Source organism: Nostoc sphaeroides, from assembly GCF_003443655.1.
GTDB lineage: Bacteria > Cyanobacteriota > Cyanobacteriia > Cyanobacteriales > Nostocaceae > Nostoc > Nostoc sphaeroides.
In genome coordinates, this window is the sequence record NZ_CP031941.1 from 4,997,877 (window position 1) to 5,017,511 (window position 19,635).

At 41.0% G+C, this 19,635-nt stretch carries 9 protein-coding genes; 5 read left to right on the plus strand and 4 right to left on the minus strand.

What is annotated here, in order from left to right:
- Window positions 1–4: 4 nt before the first annotated feature.
- On the minus strand, window positions 5–1,189 hold the full coding sequence (locus D1367_RS22235; protein ID WP_118168284.1) for a patatin-like phospholipase family protein: 1,185 nt from the start codon (window positions 1,187–1,189) through the stop codon (window positions 5–7).
- Window positions 1,190–1,670: 481 nt separating this feature from the next.
- Window positions 1,671–2,990: a dihydroorotase gene (locus D1367_RS22240; protein ID WP_118168285.1), complete on the minus strand. Its 1,320-nt coding sequence runs from the start codon at window positions 2,988–2,990 to the stop codon at window positions 1,671–1,673.
- Window positions 2,991–3,234: 244 nt separating this feature from the next.
- On the opposite strand from D1367_RS22240, the gene lepB reads away from it, so the two are divergent.
- The 5 genes from lepB (at window position 3,235) to D1367_RS22265 (ending at window position 13,351) form a co-directional block, all read left to right on the plus strand.
- The gene (gene lepB / locus D1367_RS22245; RefSeq protein ID WP_118168286.1) at window positions 3,235–3,876 is read left to right on the plus strand and encodes a signal peptidase I; all 642 of its coding nucleotides are present in this window, start codon (window positions 3,235–3,237) and stop codon (window positions 3,874–3,876) included.
- A gap of 572 nt (window positions 3,877–4,448) precedes the next feature.
- A complete protein-coding gene (locus tag D1367_RS22250) occupies window positions 4,449–5,234 on the plus strand; it encodes an MOSC domain-containing protein (protein ID WP_118168287.1) in 786 nt (261 codons plus the stop codon).
- Window positions 5,235–5,793: 559 nt separating this feature from the next.
- Window positions 5,794–9,381: an ATP-binding protein gene (locus tag D1367_RS22255; protein WP_118168288.1), complete on the plus strand. Its 3,588-nt coding sequence runs from the start codon at window positions 5,794–5,796 to the stop codon at window positions 9,379–9,381.
- Entirely contained in the window at window positions 9,378–11,213 is a 1,836-nt protein-coding gene (locus D1367_RS22260) for a two-component system response regulator (RefSeq protein ID WP_118168289.1), read from the plus strand. The genes D1367_RS22255 and D1367_RS22260 overlap by 4 nt, the downstream gene beginning before the upstream one ends.
- A gap of 788 nt (window positions 11,214–12,001) precedes the next feature.
- Window positions 12,002–13,351 carry a hybrid sensor histidine kinase/response regulator gene (locus D1367_RS22265; RefSeq protein ID WP_118168290.1) on the plus strand — a complete coding sequence of 450 codons (1,350 nt, stop codon included), beginning with the start codon at window positions 12,002–12,004 and terminating at the stop codon, window positions 13,349–13,351.
- Between the two features lie 346 nt (window positions 13,352–13,697).
- On the opposite strand, the gene D1367_RS22270 is transcribed toward D1367_RS22265, so the two are convergent.
- Together D1367_RS22270 and D1367_RS22275 are read right to left on the minus strand one after the other, a co-directional pair.
- A complete protein-coding gene (locus tag D1367_RS22270; RefSeq protein WP_118168291.1) occupies window positions 13,698–15,329 on the minus strand; it encodes a hybrid sensor histidine kinase/response regulator in 1,632 nt (543 codons plus the stop codon).
- Complete coding sequence (locus D1367_RS22275) at window positions 15,326–19,627, minus strand: PAS domain S-box protein (protein ID WP_118168292.1); 4,302 nt, start codon at window positions 19,625–19,627, stop codon at window positions 15,326–15,328. Before D1367_RS22275 ends, D1367_RS22270 begins: the two co-directional genes overlap by 4 nt.
- Between the last annotated feature and the right edge of the window lie 8 nt (window positions 19,628–19,635).

Here is a 19,635-nt window from a genome sequence, read left to right on the forward strand (position 1 = left end):
TGCACTAGTTATTTTTAATGAAAGAGGCGATCGCCTCTTTTATCGGAGAACCAGAGTCGTCTCTGGTATAGAATGTAAGACCTTTATCAATGAATGCAGAAGTAGTATCTATTAACTGCTGAATAATCTCCGAATTAGCGTTATCTATTTCTTCACTAACTTTTTGCTGTGTAAATCGGTTTGTTCGATCTTCTGGAGCTAATAGAATGCGAGGATCTTTATAAGTCTCTTTTGGCTTGGGTTTAAATTTCTCATTTAAGTCAAACTGAAGCCGTAAGTAACGTTTAGAATCATATCCACCCATAATTTGTCGGCAAATAGTACTATCAATCTCAGATGTAGGCTCCATAAAGATATTAGTAATATTTTGTACCCAGTCTAAGCCTCTCCATTTACTTATTTGGTTATATTGATATGGTTCGCCAGTTTGACCTGTGCCAATAGAAAGGATAGAAATATCTTCCATTCGCAGATTATCAAGTTTATATTTTTGCTTGATTGTTGAAGAGACTGAAGACTCAGAAGACTGACTGATCCTCATAATTAGACTCAAAGCTGCAAGAGAGGGGTTGTTAGCAGAAACTCCTCCATCAATGTGTGGGAATTCCCAATCACCAAATTTTTCTTTATCTACAGGTTCTAATTTATATGGTGGAAAAAAAGTAGGTGCTGAGGCCGAAGCGGTACATATTTCCCATAAATAACAATCGTCGTACCATCTGTCTCCTAAATCGGGATGACAATTTGTAAAAAAGGTTGTATTACGATAGAGCGTATCGTAAGCAAGAATCAAGAGAATGGGTTTTTCAATATCCTTTATTTTTTTGGATTTATATACATCTTTGAGGACGCTAATAATTCCATCATGAGAATATTTAGGTGGTGAAAATACATCAAGAATTGATTGAATGAAGGAGGGCAAGTTTTTATAGCGCTCTTTTCTCTCCAATGGGAATATATTTTTACCTCTATCCTTATATAGTTTAATGAGTTCATCACTATCCTTTCCTACAGCAATCCCTCCTACTAATATTGAACCGGTAGATGTGCCAGAAATCAGATCAAAGTATTCGTGTAAAAAGTTTCCTTTCCCCTGATTTCTAATTTCTTGTTCTACTTGTTGAAGTATTCGTGCTGCAACGACTCCACGAATACCGCCACCGTCTAAAGCTAAAATTTTGAAGGACATAGTAATTATCTTTGATTTCTAGGTTATGTTTCTGGGCATAGTTTCTGGGGACAAGCATCATGAAATGAATCGCAATATGCTTTCATTAGCTTGTTTACTCTTATCCGGCTAGGAAGATACCTAAGTTTTTTTACGAACCGCCAAGGACGCCATCGCGTAGCGTCTCGTTAGAGAAGGACGCCAAGCAGGGAAAAGAAGAATAAATAAGTAATCTGATAGCGGGAAGGGAGTAGTTATTGAAGATTTGACTTGAAACACTTAGAAATAAATTCCGGGTTTCAAGTTGCTATTTTTGAGACAGCGATAAGTCAATACCCTTTGGTTAAAAGGGTAAAGGAAAAAAACAAGGATTTTCGCCTTTTAGCTTTAACCAAACCGCATTGGTCTAGTCTTAACTCTAGATAGATGAAAATCTTGCCAGTTCAAGTATGGCTTTGATGTATAGTTATTTGTCTACTACGTAAGCTTAAATAAATATTTGCTATAAGAAAGTTAAAGCTTGACCCCGTACTTGCGTATTTACCTGGCCTTTGTCAAAAACTATCTCACCGCCGACAATGGTAGTTTTAGCCCAGCCGGTGAGGTTCCAACCTTCAAAGGGACTCCAACGGCATTTGGTTAACAGTTCTTCGCGCCGGACTGGACGGTATGTGTTTAAATCTACAAGCACTAAATCGGCATCATAACCAGGCGCGATCGCTCCTTTATTCGGAATACCATAAGCCACAGCGACATTTTTTGACATCCAGTTCACAACTTGGGCAATAGTACACTTTCCTTCCATTGCCGCAGTTAACATCAAAGCTAGGGAAGTTTCCACCCCAGGCATTCCCGAAGGACTATTGGGGTATTCTTGAGCTTTTTCTTCTAAGGTGTGCGGCGCATGATCTGTAGCGATGAAATCAATCACGCCATCGCGCAAAGCTTGCCAGAGAACTTCGTTATCGTGGGGCGATCGCAAAGGGGGATTCATCTGTGCTAAAGTGCCAATCTTCTCGTAAGCACTGGTGTTCAACAACAAATGCTGTGGTGTTACTTCTGCTGTTACCCAACTAGGTTTCTCCTGACGCAGCAAATCTGCTTCTTCGGCAGTTGACATGTGCAGAATATGCAGACGACGTTGATATTTTTGAGAAAGTTTTAATGCCAGTTGGGTTGCCAGCATTGCCGCTTGATTATCTTGAATTTGCGAGTGAATGGCTGGATCGTGGATGTTGGCAAATTCTTGGCGGCGTTGATTAATTCTAGCTTGGTCTTCGGCATGAACGGCAATCAAGCGATCGCCTTTGGCAAATATCGCCTCCAATGCTGTTTCACCATCAACCAGCAACTGTCCATGCATCGACCCCATGAAAATCTTAATTCCCGGTGTTGGCTTTGCTAAAACCAAATCTGGTAGATTCTCTGCTGTTGCCCCAATAAAAAAGCCATAATTAACCAAGGACTTTTGTGAGGCACGTTTTAGCTTGTCGTCTAAAGCTTGCTGTGTCGTTGTCAGGGGGCGCGTATTGGGCATTTCTAAAAAAGAAGTGACTCCCCCTTTAGCACAGGCACAACTGGCGGTGAATAAATCTTCTTTGTGTTCTAGTCCAGGTTCTCGGAAATGCACCTGCGGATCAATGACTCCTGGCAACAAAGTTAAGCCCTCTGCGTCAATTTCAGTGGCTAGTGCCGTTTGGGAGATTTCTGGGGCAACTTCGACTATTTGGCGATCGCGGGTCAATACATCCCCAATCATCAGTTCGCCATTGGGTAGAATTATGCGAGCGCGACGAATCAGTAAAATTTGTGGAGATGACATAGGGTTAACTTTGTTGAGATAGGGAGCTATGTATTACAGACAACTATGCTTTTAGGTTAAACTTATTCGCGATCGGAGTAACCAATTTTTGCCCCGCGTTAAAAAAAAGTTTATTTTTAATTTATGAAGAACCCGTCAATCAACTTTGGATTTTAGGAAATTAAAATTTTCCCGTTAAGATTAACAGATCAAGTCTTACTAGTCAAGTTAATTACCTGCATCTTTCCTTTTTTTAAGTAATTTCATGCAAAATAAAGTGTCTGATAACAACTCTAGTCAACAACCCGATAATTCTTGGATCGCAGAGCTAGGTAGAACAATTGTATTGAGCATTGTTCTAGCTCTGGGAATTCGTACCTTTGTTGCTGAAGCACGCTGGATTCCTTCTGGATCGATGGAACCGACTCTGCATGGTACGCCAAACCAGTGGGAGGCAGATAAAATCATTGTCGATAAGTTGAAGTATAAATTTGCTGACCCGCAACGGGGAGATATTGTCGTATTTTCACCGACAAAAGAGCTACAAAAAGAACAATATCAAGATGCTTTTATTAAACGTGTAATTGGCTTACCTGGAGAAAAAGTACAACTTAAGGATGGCAAAGTCTATATCAATAACAAACCCCTCCCAGAAGCCAATTACCTCGGTTCTGGTCAGAGTACAGTTATTGATGTTTGCCAATCAGGGCCACAGCCACCTTTTTTGGCGAAACCCCAGACTATACCAACCGGTTCATATTTAGTACTAGGTGATAATCGTAATAATAGTTACGATGGTCGTTGCTGGGGTGTTGTCCCCCGCGAGAATATTATTGGACGGGCTGTAGTTCGCTTCTGGCCTCTAAATCATGTTGGAGGAATAGATAAATCGCCAATATATCCATAAGTAAATTACTGATCTGTCTCATTAATTCTGAAGGGTTATAAAAGTTCGTAGTAAGGACTTTAGTCCTTCATTTGAGCGATAAATCGCTCACCACTAACCTCTCAAAACTTTTGAGAGGTTAGTGGTGTTCAGATCCCCGACTTCGCGGAAGTTGTCGGGGATCTAGCAGCCCCGCAAAATTAATGGGACAGACCACTTATCTAGAAATGCTATTCATTGGGCTGCTGCTGCGAGTCAGGGAGGCGGAGCCTCCATTAGGGGGAGCATCCCAATTTTGCACAAAGGTGTAAGTCAAAAGCGAATGAAGCGATAGCGTAATGAAGCAATCGCAAGATATGGGATTGCTTCACTCCACTACGTTGCGCTCGCAATGACAATTCATAATGTGGGTTTGATATAACTTACACATTTGGGATGCTCCCCCATTAGGCATTCCCAGTCAGAGCAGGGGAACGAGATAAACGAGACAATCTTTAAAAGCTGCTTTTAGAATGGCTTTAACGTTAAGTTGATACCAATGGGCATTGCGCCTTGCCCATTTTTCCCAAAATCTAAAATCTAAAATTGCTATGATGCCTTACCTAGCCAAGATTTTACTGTATCCAGTTAAGTCACTAGATGGTGTTGAAGTTGAGAACGCTAGAGTTCTTGCCAGTGGCGCACTACAGCATGACCGCGAATTTGCAATTTTTGACGAAAAGGATAGATTTGTCAATGGCAAGCGTCATGCTAAAATCAATTTACTAAGGGCACAATTTGCACTCTTAAATAGAACTATTTCGTTGCACATCCCAGGCGGTGACTCACAACAAATTTTTCATCTGGATGAGGAACGGCAAGCATTAGAAGCAACTTTGAGTGATTTTTTTGAGTTTGGTGTCAGATTAAGGCAAAACTCTCTGATGGGTTTTCCTGACGATACACACTCACCTGGCCCAACGGTAATTAGTACAGCAACATTGGCAGAAGTAGCTTCTTGGTTTCCCGGTTTAACTGTAGATGAAATGCGCCGTCGGATGCGTGCAAATATCGAGATTGATGGTGTACCAGCATTTTGGGAAGACCGGCTATTTAGTGAACAAGGTGATTTAGTCTCTTTTCGAGTGGGAGATGTGGATTTTCTTGGAGTTAATCCATGTCAGCGTTGTATAGTCCCAACACGCGATTCTTACTTAGGAAAAGCTTACCCAAACTTTCAAAAAATCTTTGCAAAACAGCGACAAGCAACTCTGCCAAATTGGGTTGCTTCATCGCCTTTTAATCACTTTTACAGATTGAGTGTCAATACCCAATTACTCCCATCGTCAGCCGGAAAAATTTTACAAATCGGCGATAAGGTTGACATATTTCCACAATAAAATTAACATTTGTTTAAAATAAAAAATATTAAGTAAATTTTTTTAGACTTTTTTATTTTTACTCTGTATTTGTATGAAATTTTGAAAATAGTTGTACTTAGTTTTGTACAAGTCCAAAGGTTTTGAGACTGGAAAATCAAGACATCGGCAATTAAAAATTAAATTTAGGATTGGGTGCTAATGACGACCTGAATTTTAGAATGGCATACTGTAGCTTATCGGTTAAATTTCAATTCAATTCATCCGAGAAAATCTGTTGAAACTGAGTAAATCAGGTGCGATGTCTACGATGGTCACTGAGCTTGCCGAAGTGCGGGCTATGACGATCGAATGCAAGATCGTGCCGTAGGCAAGACTCGCTATCGGCATTGCAAAGTCTGAAAATTAGCCGTTGGAGGAATTTAGCCAATCAGAAATAAATTTTTTTGTATTTTTTTATACCAAATATTGTAAATATATGTCATAGTAAATGCATAAAACGCCGTGATTATCCTGATATTAAGTGTAGCTGATATGGCAAAAATATCCCTAATATATGCTGGGGAAGAATTAAACAACAATGTTATCCAAACTTCAGCCCATCAAATCTATTAATCGCTTAGTTGGCAGAGTTTATGCCAATATGCCCCTGAGGTATGTTCTGATTGTGCCTTTTATATTGCAAATTTGTGGGGCGGTGGGACTTGTGGGCTATCTTTCGTATCAAAACGGCCAAAAAGCGGTAACGGAACTTGCTAATCAATTAGAAAATGAAATCTGCGATCGCATTGAACAGCATCTTGATAGCTATTTAACAACTCCGAAGCAAATTAATCAAATCAATTTAGATGCGATTGAGCTAGGTTTGCTGAACCTTTCGGATTTTAAAACCACCGGCAATTACTTTTGGAAACAAATGCAGGTTTTCAATGTTGGCTACAACAGCTTTGCCAATCCTAAAGGTGAATTTATCGGTGTTGAACGTCTAGATAATGGCAAGCTCTTAATTAATGAAGTTAGCGAAAAGCATGGCATCGGCAAACTTTATGTTTACCCTACAGACTTGAAAGGAAATCGCCGCCAGCCTCAGCAAATTAAAAATTACGATCCTCGCCTAGAAGCTTGGTATGCAGATCCAGTCAAGTTAGGCAAACGAGTTTGGAGTCAAATTTATCAATGGGAAGATAAACCAGAAATTATATCCATATCTTCCAGCTATCCTGTTTATGATAAAAATCGCAAATTTGTTGGGGTGATTAGTGTTGATTTACTATTATCACAAATCGGCAAATTTTTAGCCAATTTAAAGATTAATGATTCAGGGAAAACTTTTATTTTAGAGCGTTCTGGGTTAATCGTGGCTTCTTCTACTAGCGAACCACCATATACCATCATTAATGGTAAGGGAAAACGTCTATCAGCATTAGATAGTCAAAATTATTTAATTAGACTCACAACACAGTCTTTGATCAAACGCTTTGGCAGTCTTAAGTTTGTTGGAGAGAAACAACAGCTAAGTTTTACCGCCGATGAAATGCGTTATTTTGTGCAGGTAAAAAACTGGAAGGATGAACTGGGTTTAGATTGGCTAATTGTGGCGGTGATTCCCGAAGGCGAATTTATGGAGCAAATTAACGCTAACACCCGCATCACTATTTTGCTGTGCATAGTTGCTTTTTTAGTCGCTACCAGGATTGGGATTTTGACTAGTCGCTGGGTAATAAAACCGATTTTACAATTAAACACATCAGCGAAGAAAATTGCTAAAGGTGAATGGGAGCAAATACCAGAAATTCAGCGTTTTGATGAATTGGGGGAACTAGCCAAGTCATTTGAAACTATGGCAAAGCAACTCAAAGTATCGTTCAATACTTTGTCAGCAAAGAATGCTCAGATGCAAGTCTTAAATCAGGCACTATCTCACAGTCAGAGTCGGCTAACTCAATTTTTAGAAGCCATGCCCATAGGTGTATTTATCATAGATGCTGAAGGTGACCCTTATTATACAAATAATATTGGGCAGCAAATTCTTGGTCAAGGAGCGATGGCAAAAGTTAGCGCCGAACAATTATCAGAGGTATATCAAGCTTACCTTGGTGGGACTGATCAACTTTACCCCAGCGATCGCCTGCCGATTTTGAGAGCATTGCTTGGGGAAAGTACCAGGATTGATGATATGGAAATTCGCCATTTTGACAAGATTACTCCCATTGAAGTTTTGGGAAAGCCAATTTATGATGAATCAGGAAATCTTGCTTTTGCGATCGCTACATTTTTTGATATTACCCAACGCAAACAAGCAGAAAACTTATTAGCAGAATATAATCGCACCTTAGAGGCTCAAGTAAAAAAACGGACTGAAGAGTTCCAACAAGCTATCGAACAACTGCAAACCACCCAACAAGAACTGATTCAATCGCAAAAAATTGCCGCCCAAGAACAACAAGCAGCCATTCGGGAAGCGGCACGAAGCGCAGCCGCCAACCTCGCCAAAAGCGAATTCCTTGCTAACATGAGCCATGAACTACGTACCCCACTCAATGCCATTCTCGGTTTTAGCCAAGTCATGAGCCAAGATTATTCGCTATCTGGCGAACATCAAGAAAACTTGGCAATTATTAATCGTGCTGGCGAACATCTACTCAACTTAATTAACGACATTCTAGAAATGTCTAAAATCGAAGCTGGCAGAATCACATTAAATAAGAGCAGCTTTGACTTAATTCATGTATTGAAGAAGTTAGAAGAGATGCAACACGCAAGTGCTGCATCTAAAAATTTAGAACTAGTGTTTGAATATGCACAAAACATTCCTAAGTACATAGAAACGGACGAAAATAAACTGTGTCAAGTCTTGCTCAACCTCTTGGGAAATGCGATTAAATTTACTAATACTGGGAGGGTGACACTACGGGTGAGACTGGAAACTGGGGGCTGGGAAACTGGGGAGCAGGGGGAGATGAGGGAGCAAAATCCCCCTCATCTCTTCTTCGAGGTGCAAGACACTGGCTGCGGTATTGCCCCACAAGAAATAGACTTGTTGTTTGAAGCTTTTGAGCAAACCGAAATCGGCAGAAAATCCCAACAAGGGACGGGACTGGGTTTGGCGATTAGCCGGAAATACGTGCAATTGATGGGAGGAGATATTACTGTCAATAGTATACCGGGTGTCGGTAGTAGATTTGCCTTTGATATTCAGATTGCTCTAACTTGCCCCAGAGAAATCCCGACAAACCAAATTAAATCCCAAATTCTAGCTTTAGCACCTACGGAGAAAGCATACCGGATCTTAGTAGTAGACGACTCCAAAGAAAGTCGGTTATTGCTAGTTAAAATTCTTACATCTGTTGGCTTTGAAGTCATGGAAGCTACAGATGGTAGTGAAGCAGTTGCTAATTGGGAATCTTGGCAACCACACTTGATTTTTATGGATATGCGAATGCCAGTTATGGACGGTTACGAAGCGACAAGAATAATTAAAGCTAAACAAAAAGGGTATGGGGCAGCCAATGCGTTGCGGAGGTTGCCAGCGGAACATCTGCTGTCGTCGGCCAGCCAGTACCTTGCGTCCGGGTTCCCCGATTCCGACGAGTACGAAGTTCTAAAAGTTGTACCCCTATTCAAAAGCCAGCTAGGTGCAGCGTCTCTCACCGCAGAAGCAACCGGTGTCATGGAAAATGATGGCAATGGGGCCGCAAAGCGATCGCCAACAGCCCTGGCTCCCCCTGATGACTTCTCTGGGGCAGAGCAGAGTTGCTCTAATACAAACACGATCATTATTGCCCTAACTGCTAGCGCCTTTGAAGAAGAACGCCAGAAAATTTTGTCCATTGGCTGCGATGATTTTATTCGCAAGCCATTCATCCAAGAAGTATTATTAGAAAAACTGAGCCAACATCTGGGTGTAAAGTATACCAACCAAGTAGAAAACAAACCTACACAGATATTTATCAGTGCTGCCGAACTCCTGAGCCGTTTATCAGAAATGTCACCTGAGTGGCTCCAACAGATTTACTATGCCGCAGCTAGCTGTAGCGATGAACTGATTTTAGAGTTAATCAAGCAAATTCCATCAGATAATAGTCAAGTTTTCAAAGTTATCAGGGATTTAGCGAATAACTACCAGTTTGAAAAAATTATGGAATTGACTAAAAGAAACGTAGAATGAATTACGAGCATTTAGACCCTAATAAAAAAGATATTTTGATCATTGACGATATGGCGGATAACCTCCGGGTTTTATCGTCCATATTGACAAGGGAAGGGTATAACGTTCGTAAAGCATTGAACTGGCAAATGGCACTGACAGCAACTCAAACAGTATTACCGGATTTGATTCTACTCGATATTATGATGCCAGAAGTAGATGGCTATGAAGTTTGTCAGACCTTAAAAGCTTGGAAACTAACAGCCGATATTCCGGTGATTTTTATTAGCGCTTTAGATGATGTTTTTGACAAAGTTAAAGCCTTTCGGGTCGGTGGTGTAGACTACATCACCAAACCTTTTGAGTTCCAAGAAGTTTTAGTGCGCGTACAAAATCACCTGGCCTTGAGGTCGGCGCAATTAGAAATATTGAAGCTAAATGTCGAACTAGAAGATCGGGTAAAACAACGGACTGGGGAGCTAGAAAACACTCTCCAAAAACTCCAAGAAGAAATCAATTCCCGCCATAAATTGCAAAGTCAACTACTAGATATAGCCCTGCATGATTCCCTGACTGGATTACCAAACCGAATTTTGTTTATTAGGCGATTAGAAAATGCTCTAAATCGGGCCAAGGAAGAATCTAGTTATCAGTTTGCACTCCTTTTTTTGGACTGCGATCGCTTCAAAGTGATCAATGATTCCCTTGGACATCTGGTGGGAGATGAATTGCTGATCGCGATCGCTGACCGTCTGCAAGCATGTCTCATACCTATTCATACTCTAGCACGATTGGGCGGTGACGAATTTGGAATTCTCCTAGAAAATATCACAGATATCAATATGGCAATTCAAGTTGCCGAACAGATTCTGCAACAGCTATCACTCGCTTTTAAGCTGTCCAGATATGAAGTATTTATGAATGTCAGTATTGGGATTAGTTGGGGTAATAAAGATTACGATCTCCCAGAGTATTTGCTGCGGGACGCGGATACGGCAATGTATCGGGCCAAGGCTCAAGGAAGAGCCAAATATCACGTTTTCAATCCAGCGATGCATCAGGAAGCTATTCAGCTTTTAGAGTTAGAAAACGATCTGCGAAGGGCTGTTGAAAGACAAGAATTCCTCGTTTACTATCAGCCAATTGTTTCTCTAGCTACAGGCAGAATTTCTGGATTTGAAGCCTTGGTACGTTGGCAACATCCGATTCGCGGTTTGGTTTCTCCCATAGAATTTATTCCTGTGGCAGAAGAAACAGGTTTAATTAATCCGATCAATTCTTGGGTATTACAGTCAGCTTGTCGTCAACTGAGCATCTGGCAACGTTATCCAGTAACACCAGAACCTCTAACTATGAGTGTCAATTTGAGCGCACGGTTATTTTTACAGCCTAATTTGGTAGAGCAAATTGACCGAATAATTTATGAATATAAAATAAATCCTGCATACTTAGAATTAGAAATTACAGAAAGTGTAATTATGGAAAATACTAATGCAATTGAAAAAATTCTTGAACAACTAAAGCAGCGAAAAATAAAGTTGAACATGGATGACTTTGGTACAGGATATTCCTCTTTGAGTTACCTACACAGTTTTCCTTTTGATGCACTCAAAATTGATAAATCTTTCGTTAAACGTATGCAGGAAAACAAAGAGAATATGGGACTAGTACCAGCAATGATTAGTATTGCTAACTCAATGGGAATGAGTGCGATCGCTGAAGGTGTCGAAACACAAGAACAGCTAGCCCAATTGAGAAGTTTAAACTGTAATTTTGCTCAAGGATATCTTTTTTCTAAACCCATAGAACAACAATTGGTTATTAAGTTACTTGCCGCATCACCTCAATGGTAACTATCAAATAACACCTGGAAAAAATTTCATTGGTAAGCGGGCTATTAAATTCGCAAAGCTCCTAATTGACTAATAGCTGTGGTAGTCTGTCAAGCCTGAGGGGGCAAACGCATCTAAGTAAGTAGGCGAGAATAAATCAAACTAAGTTAAGTAATGTAAAAAATATTGAAATTAGTTCGTAGTGTTCGCGCAGCGTCTCTACGAGAACACTACGAACCTTTAATTATTTACGCCGCTCTACTTAAAGTAGAAGAATCCGTTAATAGCAAGGGTTTGAGTGTTTGATTATTTAAACGATTTTTTTTTCATCAAGATCCTTGCCCAGCAAGGGTTTTATAAAGTAATATGACTGTGACTAAAGTCACACGAACCGCTTATATCTTAGGGCTGAAGCCACTGAGTTGTACGCTTACCGGGTGTTCCTATAAATATCTGACAATTCAGGTTATGTGGAAAAATCCACGAAAACCTAACCCCCTAACCCCCTTCCCGACACTCTAAGTGGGAAAATTCAAAGTCTCTCCTTAAAGGAAAAGAGAAAGAGAAGTGAGGTTTTTCAGATACAGCTGAATTGTCAGTATAAATATACAGCAGATTGCGCTCTAATCGAATACAGGTAGAGACGTAGCAGTGCTACGTCTCTACAAGGTTTTGGGTTTTATGTATATACTTCATTTATCTGAAATCTGCTGTAAGTATTTCGGTGAAATTCATAAAAAATTTTTCAGGATTATTTCAAACAAGCATTTACTATTCTCAATTATTACAAACATAGCTTTTTATAGATAATGCATTTAAATCAAACTAACTATCATAAAAAAAATATTTTAGTCGTCGATGATACCCCAGATAATTTGCGGCTTTTATCGGCGATGTTGACTGCACAAGGTTTTGAAGTTCGCAAAGCTTTAAACGGGAAAATGGCACTGACTGCTTGCCAAATGGCTTTACCAGATGTAATTTTGTTGGATATTAATATGCCAGATATGGATGGCTATCAAGTTTGTCAACAGCTAAAAGCTGACGATAAAACAAGTGATGTCCCAGTAATTTTTATTAGCGCCCTGGATGATATTGTCGATAAGGTAAAAGCCTTTGATGTTGGTGGTGTAGATTATATTACAAAACCTTTTCATGGGGCAGAGGTTGTGTTGCGAATTGAAAATCAGATTAATTTACGTTTGCTTCAAGTTCAACTGCAAGAAAAAAACTTTTTACTCCAACAGGCTATTGACGACTTGAAAGCCTCTCAAGTTCAACAGATTCAGAACGAAAAGATGGTGGCGTTGGGACAGTTAGTGGCTGGGCTTGCTCATGAGATTAATAACCCTATTAGTTTTATTTATGGGAATCTCCAATATGCTGGTCAATATGTGAAAGACCTAGTGAAGCTGATTGAAGCTTATCAACAGGAATATCCCAAACCCACACCAAAAATTCAGCAAATAGCCAAAGATATAGACCTGAATTTTATGATTAAGGATCTGCAAAACCTTATAGGTGCAATGTATAGAGGCTCTAATCGCATTCAGGAAATTGTACTAGCGCTACAACACTTTTCTCGGCATGACGAAGCAGAGATGAAGCGGGTAAATATCCATGAGGACATGGAAAACACTTTGGTGATGTTACAACATAGGCTCAGGGAAACAGCAGATCGTCCCGCAATTGTTGTAGTGAAAGATTATGGTAATTTGCCCCTAGTTAGTTGTTATGCGAGTGAATTAAACCAAGTATTTATGCATCTGTTGAATAATGCTATTGATGCAATAGAAGAGGGTGTGGGGAATGGGGAATGGGGAGTGGGGAATCTATCTTCTACTCCCTACTCCCTACTCCCGTTCGACTACGCTCACGGCAAGCCTACTCCCCAAATTCGGATTCACACAGAGGTGACATTGAATATGGTCAAAATTGCGATCGCAGATAATGGCCTTGGTATTGAAGAGTCGTTGCGATCGCGTTTATTTGATCCATTTTTTACCACAAAACCTGTGGGCAAAGGTAGTGGGCTAGGATTATCTATTAGTTATCAAATTATCGTCCAAAAACACCGAGGAAATATTAGCTGCACTTCTTCTGTTGGGCAAGGAGCAGAGTTTGCGATCGAAATTCCCATCGAGCAATCTGAGCGTTAGCCAACAGCAAACTCGGTAAATTGTCGTTTGAAGGCGAATGAAAAGCCTTACCAGCTAGTAGTCTGTCCCATTAATTTAGAAGGGTTATAAAAGTTCGTAGTAAGGACTTTAGTCCTTGATTTGAGCGATAAATCGCTCACTACAAACCCTTTATAACTCAATACGGTTCAGTTAAGTAAAATTGTAGGTTGGGTTAAGCAAGGCGCAACCCAACAAAGCCCCGAAAATGTTGGGTTTCGTTCCTCAACCCAACCTACATATTTCAAGGTTTTTGGCACTAACTGAATTGTATTGCTTTATAACTAATGAGAGAGACTACTAGTTTGTAAGTCGGCATAATAAAAAATCACTCTGACAAGCTTAACGGCAATTGAACTGTAAACGTTGTCCAGCCCTGAGAACTGGTAACTTCAATTGTGCCTTGGAGATATTCTACTAACTTTTTCACTAATGCTAAACCTAATCCTGTACCGCCATGTTGCCAGCGATCGCTTTGAGGAATCCGATAAAACGGCTCAAAGATTCGAGATTGTTCTTTTTTCGGGATTATTACCCCAGAATTGCTAATTGTGATTTGAAAGTAGGATTGAAGATTATCTAATACACCAGATTCAGCATCCTCATTTACTAGACTTTTTGTGGTGTCGATGACCTTAACATTTACCGTAATCTGTTCATCAGGAGGAGTAAATTTACAAGCATTGTTGAGTAACTCTGAGACAATTTCGGTCAAGCTAGCCAAGTCTGTAACTAAAGGTGGTAAATTTGGAGGAATGCTAACTTGCAAAGTCTGTTGCATAGCTCCAGCCCGTTCCTCAAAATACTCGGCAACGTGAGGCAACCAGGTTTGGAGTTGAATTGAAGTTAATTCCAATGGATAGACATCTGCATCAATCATTCGTATATATAGCAAATTGTCTACTAAATCTAGTTCTTGTTCGCACTGTTCACGCAGGATGGTTAAGTAGCGGGCTACAGATTCAGATGAGGAAACTGCGCTTGAATCTAAGATACCCTGCCGATCAAGAAGATTTTCTAGGGCGGAGATGGCCATTTTGATGTTTGACAAGGGCGTTCGCATTTCATGAGAAGTGGTTGCGAGAAAATCCTCTTTTAACTGGTTGAGTCGTTGGAGTTCTGCCACTTGAATTTCTAGTTGTTGGGCACGTTCAGCTGCGAGATTGCGTTCTTCAGTTAGGCTGCGTTGCGTGTCATCCCGAAAAACTAATACGGCTCCTGTAATTACACCACTATTATTTCTCAAGGGAGTAGCGCTATCAGCTACTGGTATACTTGTCCCGTCTCTCGCAACTAGTAAGATACGACTGCCTAAATAGATAGTAGTTTCTTGTTGCAGGGCTGCGATAATTGGATTTTGGATAGGGATCTGAGTTTGTTCATCAACAAGCTTGAACACATCGGTTAAAATTCGTCCTTTGGCTTCATTCCATCGCCACCCTGTCAATGCTTCAGCGACCTGATTTAGGTACTTGATGCCTAACTGAAGATCGACTACAATCACCCCATCCCCCATTCCTCGAAGGATAGAACTCAAAAATTGCTCGCGATCGTAACGATTTAGTGCTGTTTGAATAGCAACGTAGAGTTCTTGCTCCTTGATTGGTTTGAGAATATATCCAAAGGGGGATGTCAACGTTGCCCGCTCTACAGTACTTTTATCCGAGTGTCCCGTGACATAGATAGCAGGAATTTGCAAATTACGCCAAATTTGCTCTGCTGCTTGGATACCGTCCATTTCACCACGTAACCTGATATCCATTAAAACCAAGTTTGGGCGTAATTCGCTTGCTTTTGCAATTGCTTCTTCTGCTGTATCGGCTATACCTAAAACACTATATCCTAGAGACTCTAAACTTTCTTGCAAATTGATTGCAAGAATATATTCATCTTCAACAACAAGGATTCTAACTGTCTCCTTTGTTGCCTGTATGTTTGATGGGATGGCAATTGTGTTCATACCCGGCTGTTTGTAAAAGTGATTTTGAACTGTGTTCCTTGGTGAGAGTCAATTTCGAGCTTTCCCCTGAGTTGCTTGACTAAACCTTGGACAAGGGTTATGCCGAGTGTTTGAGCTTTCTTGCTATCAAAATTTTCAGGTAAGCCAATGCCATTATCTTGAATAATGAGTGCCAAAGTAGACTCGGATTCTTGATAAAATTTAACCTCAATTTCTCCTCTATGATTACCAACAAAGGCGTATTTCAAAGCATTGGAAACCAGTTCATTGATAATTAAACCACAGGGAATGGCGGTTTCGATGTCGAGGCTAGCATTATCAACTTGAATCTTCAGTTGAATCTGGCTAGAACTGACGTTATAAGAATCAAATAAATGAGTTGTTAAATCTGGAATGTATTGAGCGAAATCAATATCAGCGAGGTCTTCAGAGCGGTATAACTTTTCATGAACCAAGGCAATGGAGGCAATGCGGTTTTGGCTATCGCGCAAAATAGCTGTCACCAGAGGATCTTGTGTACGTCTGCACTGCATTTGCAGCAAACTGCTGACAATTCCTAAATTGTTTTTAACCCGATGATGAATTTCTTTAAGTAATACCTCCTTTTCTTTTAAAGAGGCTTTAATTTTTTCCTCTGCTTGTTTATGCTCAGTGATATCTTGTTGAACAGCGACAAGGACGCTTCCATACTCAGGATGATCAAAAACCGAAGTGTTCGCTCTACACCAGAACGGAGTGCCATCTTTTTTAACATTATAAACTTCATAAGTGGCCTCACCGTGTTGCAAGACAGCAGTCCTAATTGCCTGATTCACATCTTCAGGTGTATTATGTTCATCACCGTAGTTGACAATCGATACATGCTGACCGATTAATTCACCAGATTCATAGCCAAACATCTGCTCAAATTTAGGATTGGCGTAGACAAATACGCTATCTGTGGCACGAATTAGGCAAATTCCCTCTGCCATATTGCGGGTAATCACTGCTTGTAGTTCTAACATTTGTTCAGCGCGTTTGCGATCGCTGATTTCAACTACCACAATGCCCATGCTAATGGGTTCATCCGCTTCAGACTGAATCGGAAAGTAGGAAGCTAACCAAGTCCTGATTACACCAGGGAATTTTGGGGTTTCTCCACTGATTTCCAAATCCAAAATCGATTCACCCGTTCTCAAAACATGTTGAAAAACTTGCTCCTGTTTCGGTGCCAAATCAGGGACAATTTCCCACGGTGTCTTGCCAAGATGGGCGGCTGCGGGAATACCATTAATTTCTGCTAATGCTTCATTAATCAATGAGTAACGCAGTTCCCGATCCAGAATGGTTATACCAACAGGTGCGTTATTGATGAAAGTATCCAATAACTTTTGCTTGTGAGCCAGTTCTCGCTCCAAAATCTTCCGTTCTGTGATATCGATCGCCACCCTACCCACTAGCTTTTGTGCAGACAATCCCAGAATCGGGAACTTATATACTAAGAACTCTCCAAGGGTGCCATCTGATCGGGAAGCAACTTCGATCGCCTCAGTTAGCTGATTTGTCTGTATAACTGTCTGAATGCGATCAAAATGCTGCCGAGCAATTTCATCTGGATAGAGGTCACAAATGGATTGTCCAATCACCTGTTCGGGTACTGATTTAAATGTATACAGGTATGATTGGTTTAAGTAAATTACACGCCCGTCCGCATCAGTGATCCAAGCTAGCACGGGGCTATTGTTCATAAATGCCTGGAACCGGGCTTCACTTTCTTGCAGGGCTGCTTCTGCTTGTTTGCGATCGCTAATATCAATAATTACCCCTAACATCCGAACAGGTTCGCCTGCTTCGTTGTAAATGCCGCGCCCTTTCCCAATCAGCCAGTGAACCTTACCATTGGGATAAATCACTCGATATTCACCTTGAAAATTAGTATGTTGTGCTAGGGCATCTTGTACAGCTTGTTCAATTCGGTCAACATCCTCTAAATTAACACGATCGCGCCATAGCTGATAGCTGGCTGTTAATGTTTCTGGCTCTAAACCTAACAAACGAAAATGGTTGTTGTTCCAGATAACTTCATTTGTTTTAACATTCCAATCCCAGATACCGATGTGGTTAAATTCTAACGTTAGTCTGAGTTGTTCTTCACTTCTGGCTAAGTCTGCTTCGGTTTGTTTGCGTAAGCGAAGCTCATCGTAGATATCGCTGATATCCCGATGAGTACCGGTCATCCGCAAAGGATTACCCTGTCCATCTCGCATTACTACTTTGCCGTAGTTGGCAATCCATTTGTATTCGCCCGACTTAGTTCGGAGTCGATAGTGAAATTTGTAGGGTAGTAAATTATTCTTTAAGTGATCTGCCAAGATTTTCTCAACCCAAGGCAGATCCTCTGGATGAACTAATCGCTTCCAGGTACTAACATCCTGTGGAAGTTCATCGAAACTGTATTCAAGCATTTCTAAATAGAGGGGGCTGTAATATACATCTCCAGTCAGAATATTCCAGTCCCATAAACCATCTCCAGAAGCTTCTAGTGCTAATTGTAATCTCTCCTCACTTTCTCGAAGTTTTTCCTCAGCTTGTTGGCGTTCGCTAATGTCCCCAAGTGAACCGACCAATCGCACTGGATTTCCTTGCTCATTCCAGATCGCTTTAGCCCGCGATCGCACCCAGCGATAACTGCCATCCTTGCACCGCAGACGATACTCAACGTTATAATCTGCAACTTGCCCAAGCAAATAAGCTTTTTGTGCAGCCATAACTCTGGTATAATCATCAGAATGAATGCGAATACTCCACTCATCATCGCCATTGCTAAGTTCGTTGGGTTCATATCCCAAAATTGTGAACCAACGCTCAGACCGGAAGGTTTGATTAGTAGATATGTCCCAATCCCAAATTGCTTCATTAGTACCTGCGATCGCTAATTGCCAACGTTCTTCACTTTGGCGCAATGTTTCTTCAGTGCGCTTGAAGTCGGTGATATCTCGCCCTTCTGGAATCAACAAAACGATTTGACCCATCTCGTTTTGCAACGGACGTAGTGAAAAATCGATTGTTGCTACTCGGTTATTTGCGCCGAGAACATCAACTTCATAGCGGACAAATTCTCCTTGAGCCGCATGAGCGATCGCTTGTTTTAATTTTTCTTTAATTTGAGGTGAAATCGTCCACCAGTGTGCTTCCCAAAAAGGGCGATTAATCACATCTTCAAGCTTCAGTCCGCCAAAACTGAGCGCAGTCTGGTTCACCTCTAATAAAATACCATCTGGCGTTAGCAGTCCTGTGAATTGGAAAGTGTTATCGAAAATTGCCCGGAATCGGCGATCGCTTTCTTGTAATTTGGCAGTGCGTTCTTGTACCTTGGCTTCTAGCTCGGTGTTGAGGGTTTGCAGGTTGTGGTAGAGTTGGGCTTGTTGAATAGCGATCGCTAGTTGCACCGTCAGTTGCTTGAGCAATTCCACCTCAAATGTCTGCCATTGGCGCGGTGCAGAACATTGATGCACGATAAATAGCCCCCAAAGTTCAAGTCTTGGACTCCCCTTGTTCTCTAACAAAATGGGGACAACTAAATTCGCCTTCACCTGAAACCGTTCCAAAAGATTAATATGGCAATCACTTAAACCCACTTCGTAGATGTTCGTTGCTGCCCAAATTTTTCCCCGACAATATTCTTCCACCTGATTTTCCTGGAAACAGGTATCTTCGATCTCCACTCCCAAGATTGGTGTCCATTGGGGTAATACCGATTCCGCTACAACGCTCCCCCGCAATTGAGGCGTAAATTGATACAGTAATACCCGATCAGCGTCCAGTAACTGGCGAACTTTTTGAACACTCGTGGCGAGGATATCTTGAAGATTCAAGGATTGGCGAATATCAAGAGCGATCGCTCCTAGTAACTTTTGTTGTTCCTGCTGCTGTATTAGCTGTTTATGTTTAATCGCCCCATGAACCGCTCGCCGTAAATTTTCACAGGTCAGTTTTCCCTTGACTAGATAATCATGCGCCCCACTCTTGATTGCTTGGACAGCGATGGTTTCGTCCCCCTGTCCAGTCAGCATAATTACTGAAATTTGGCTGCTGAAAGTTTGCCTCTGTAGCTTAGTGATAAATTCCAGCCCGTCCAAATCTGGTAATCGATAGTCCAACAAAATTACATCGGGTATTTTCCCAAGGCATTCTTGTAGCGCCTTATTTCCAGACTCAAATTCGTAAATATTATATGTATAGCGATCGTCCCGCTCTAAGAAGCGTCGATACAAAACTCTATCTTCAGCAGAGTCTTCTACAAAAAAGACAATTGTCATGTTGTTGA

Coding starts and splice junctions, on each gene's coding strand:
- D1367_RS22265 (WP_118168290.1), top strand. CDS start 12,002: ATGCATTTAAATCAAACTAACTATCATAAAAAAAATATTTTAGTCGTC.
- D1367_RS22240 (WP_118168285.1), bottom strand. CDS start 2,990: ATGTCATCTCCACAAATTTTACTGATTCGTCGCGCTCGCATAATTCTA.
- D1367_RS22250 (WP_118168287.1), top strand. CDS start 4,449: ATGCCTTACCTAGCCAAGATTTTACTGTATCCAGTTAAGTCACTAGAT.
- D1367_RS22270 (WP_118168291.1), bottom strand. CDS start 15,329: ATGAACACAATTGCCATCCCATCAAACATACAGGCAACAAAGGAGACA.
- D1367_RS22275 (WP_118168292.1), bottom strand. CDS start 19,627: ATGACAATTGTCTTTTTTGTAGAAGACTCTGCTGAAGATAGAGTTTTG.
- D1367_RS22260 (WP_118168289.1), top strand. CDS start 9,378: ATGAATTACGAGCATTTAGACCCTAATAAAAAAGATATTTTGATCATT.
- D1367_RS22255 (WP_118168288.1), top strand. CDS start 5,794: ATGTTATCCAAACTTCAGCCCATCAAATCTATTAATCGCTTAGTTGGC.
- D1367_RS22235 (WP_118168284.1), bottom strand. CDS start 1,189: ATGTCCTTCAAAATTTTAGCTTTAGACGGTGGCGGTATTCGTGGAGTC.
- lepB (WP_118168286.1), top strand. CDS start 3,235: ATGCAAAATAAAGTGTCTGATAACAACTCTAGTCAACAACCCGATAAT.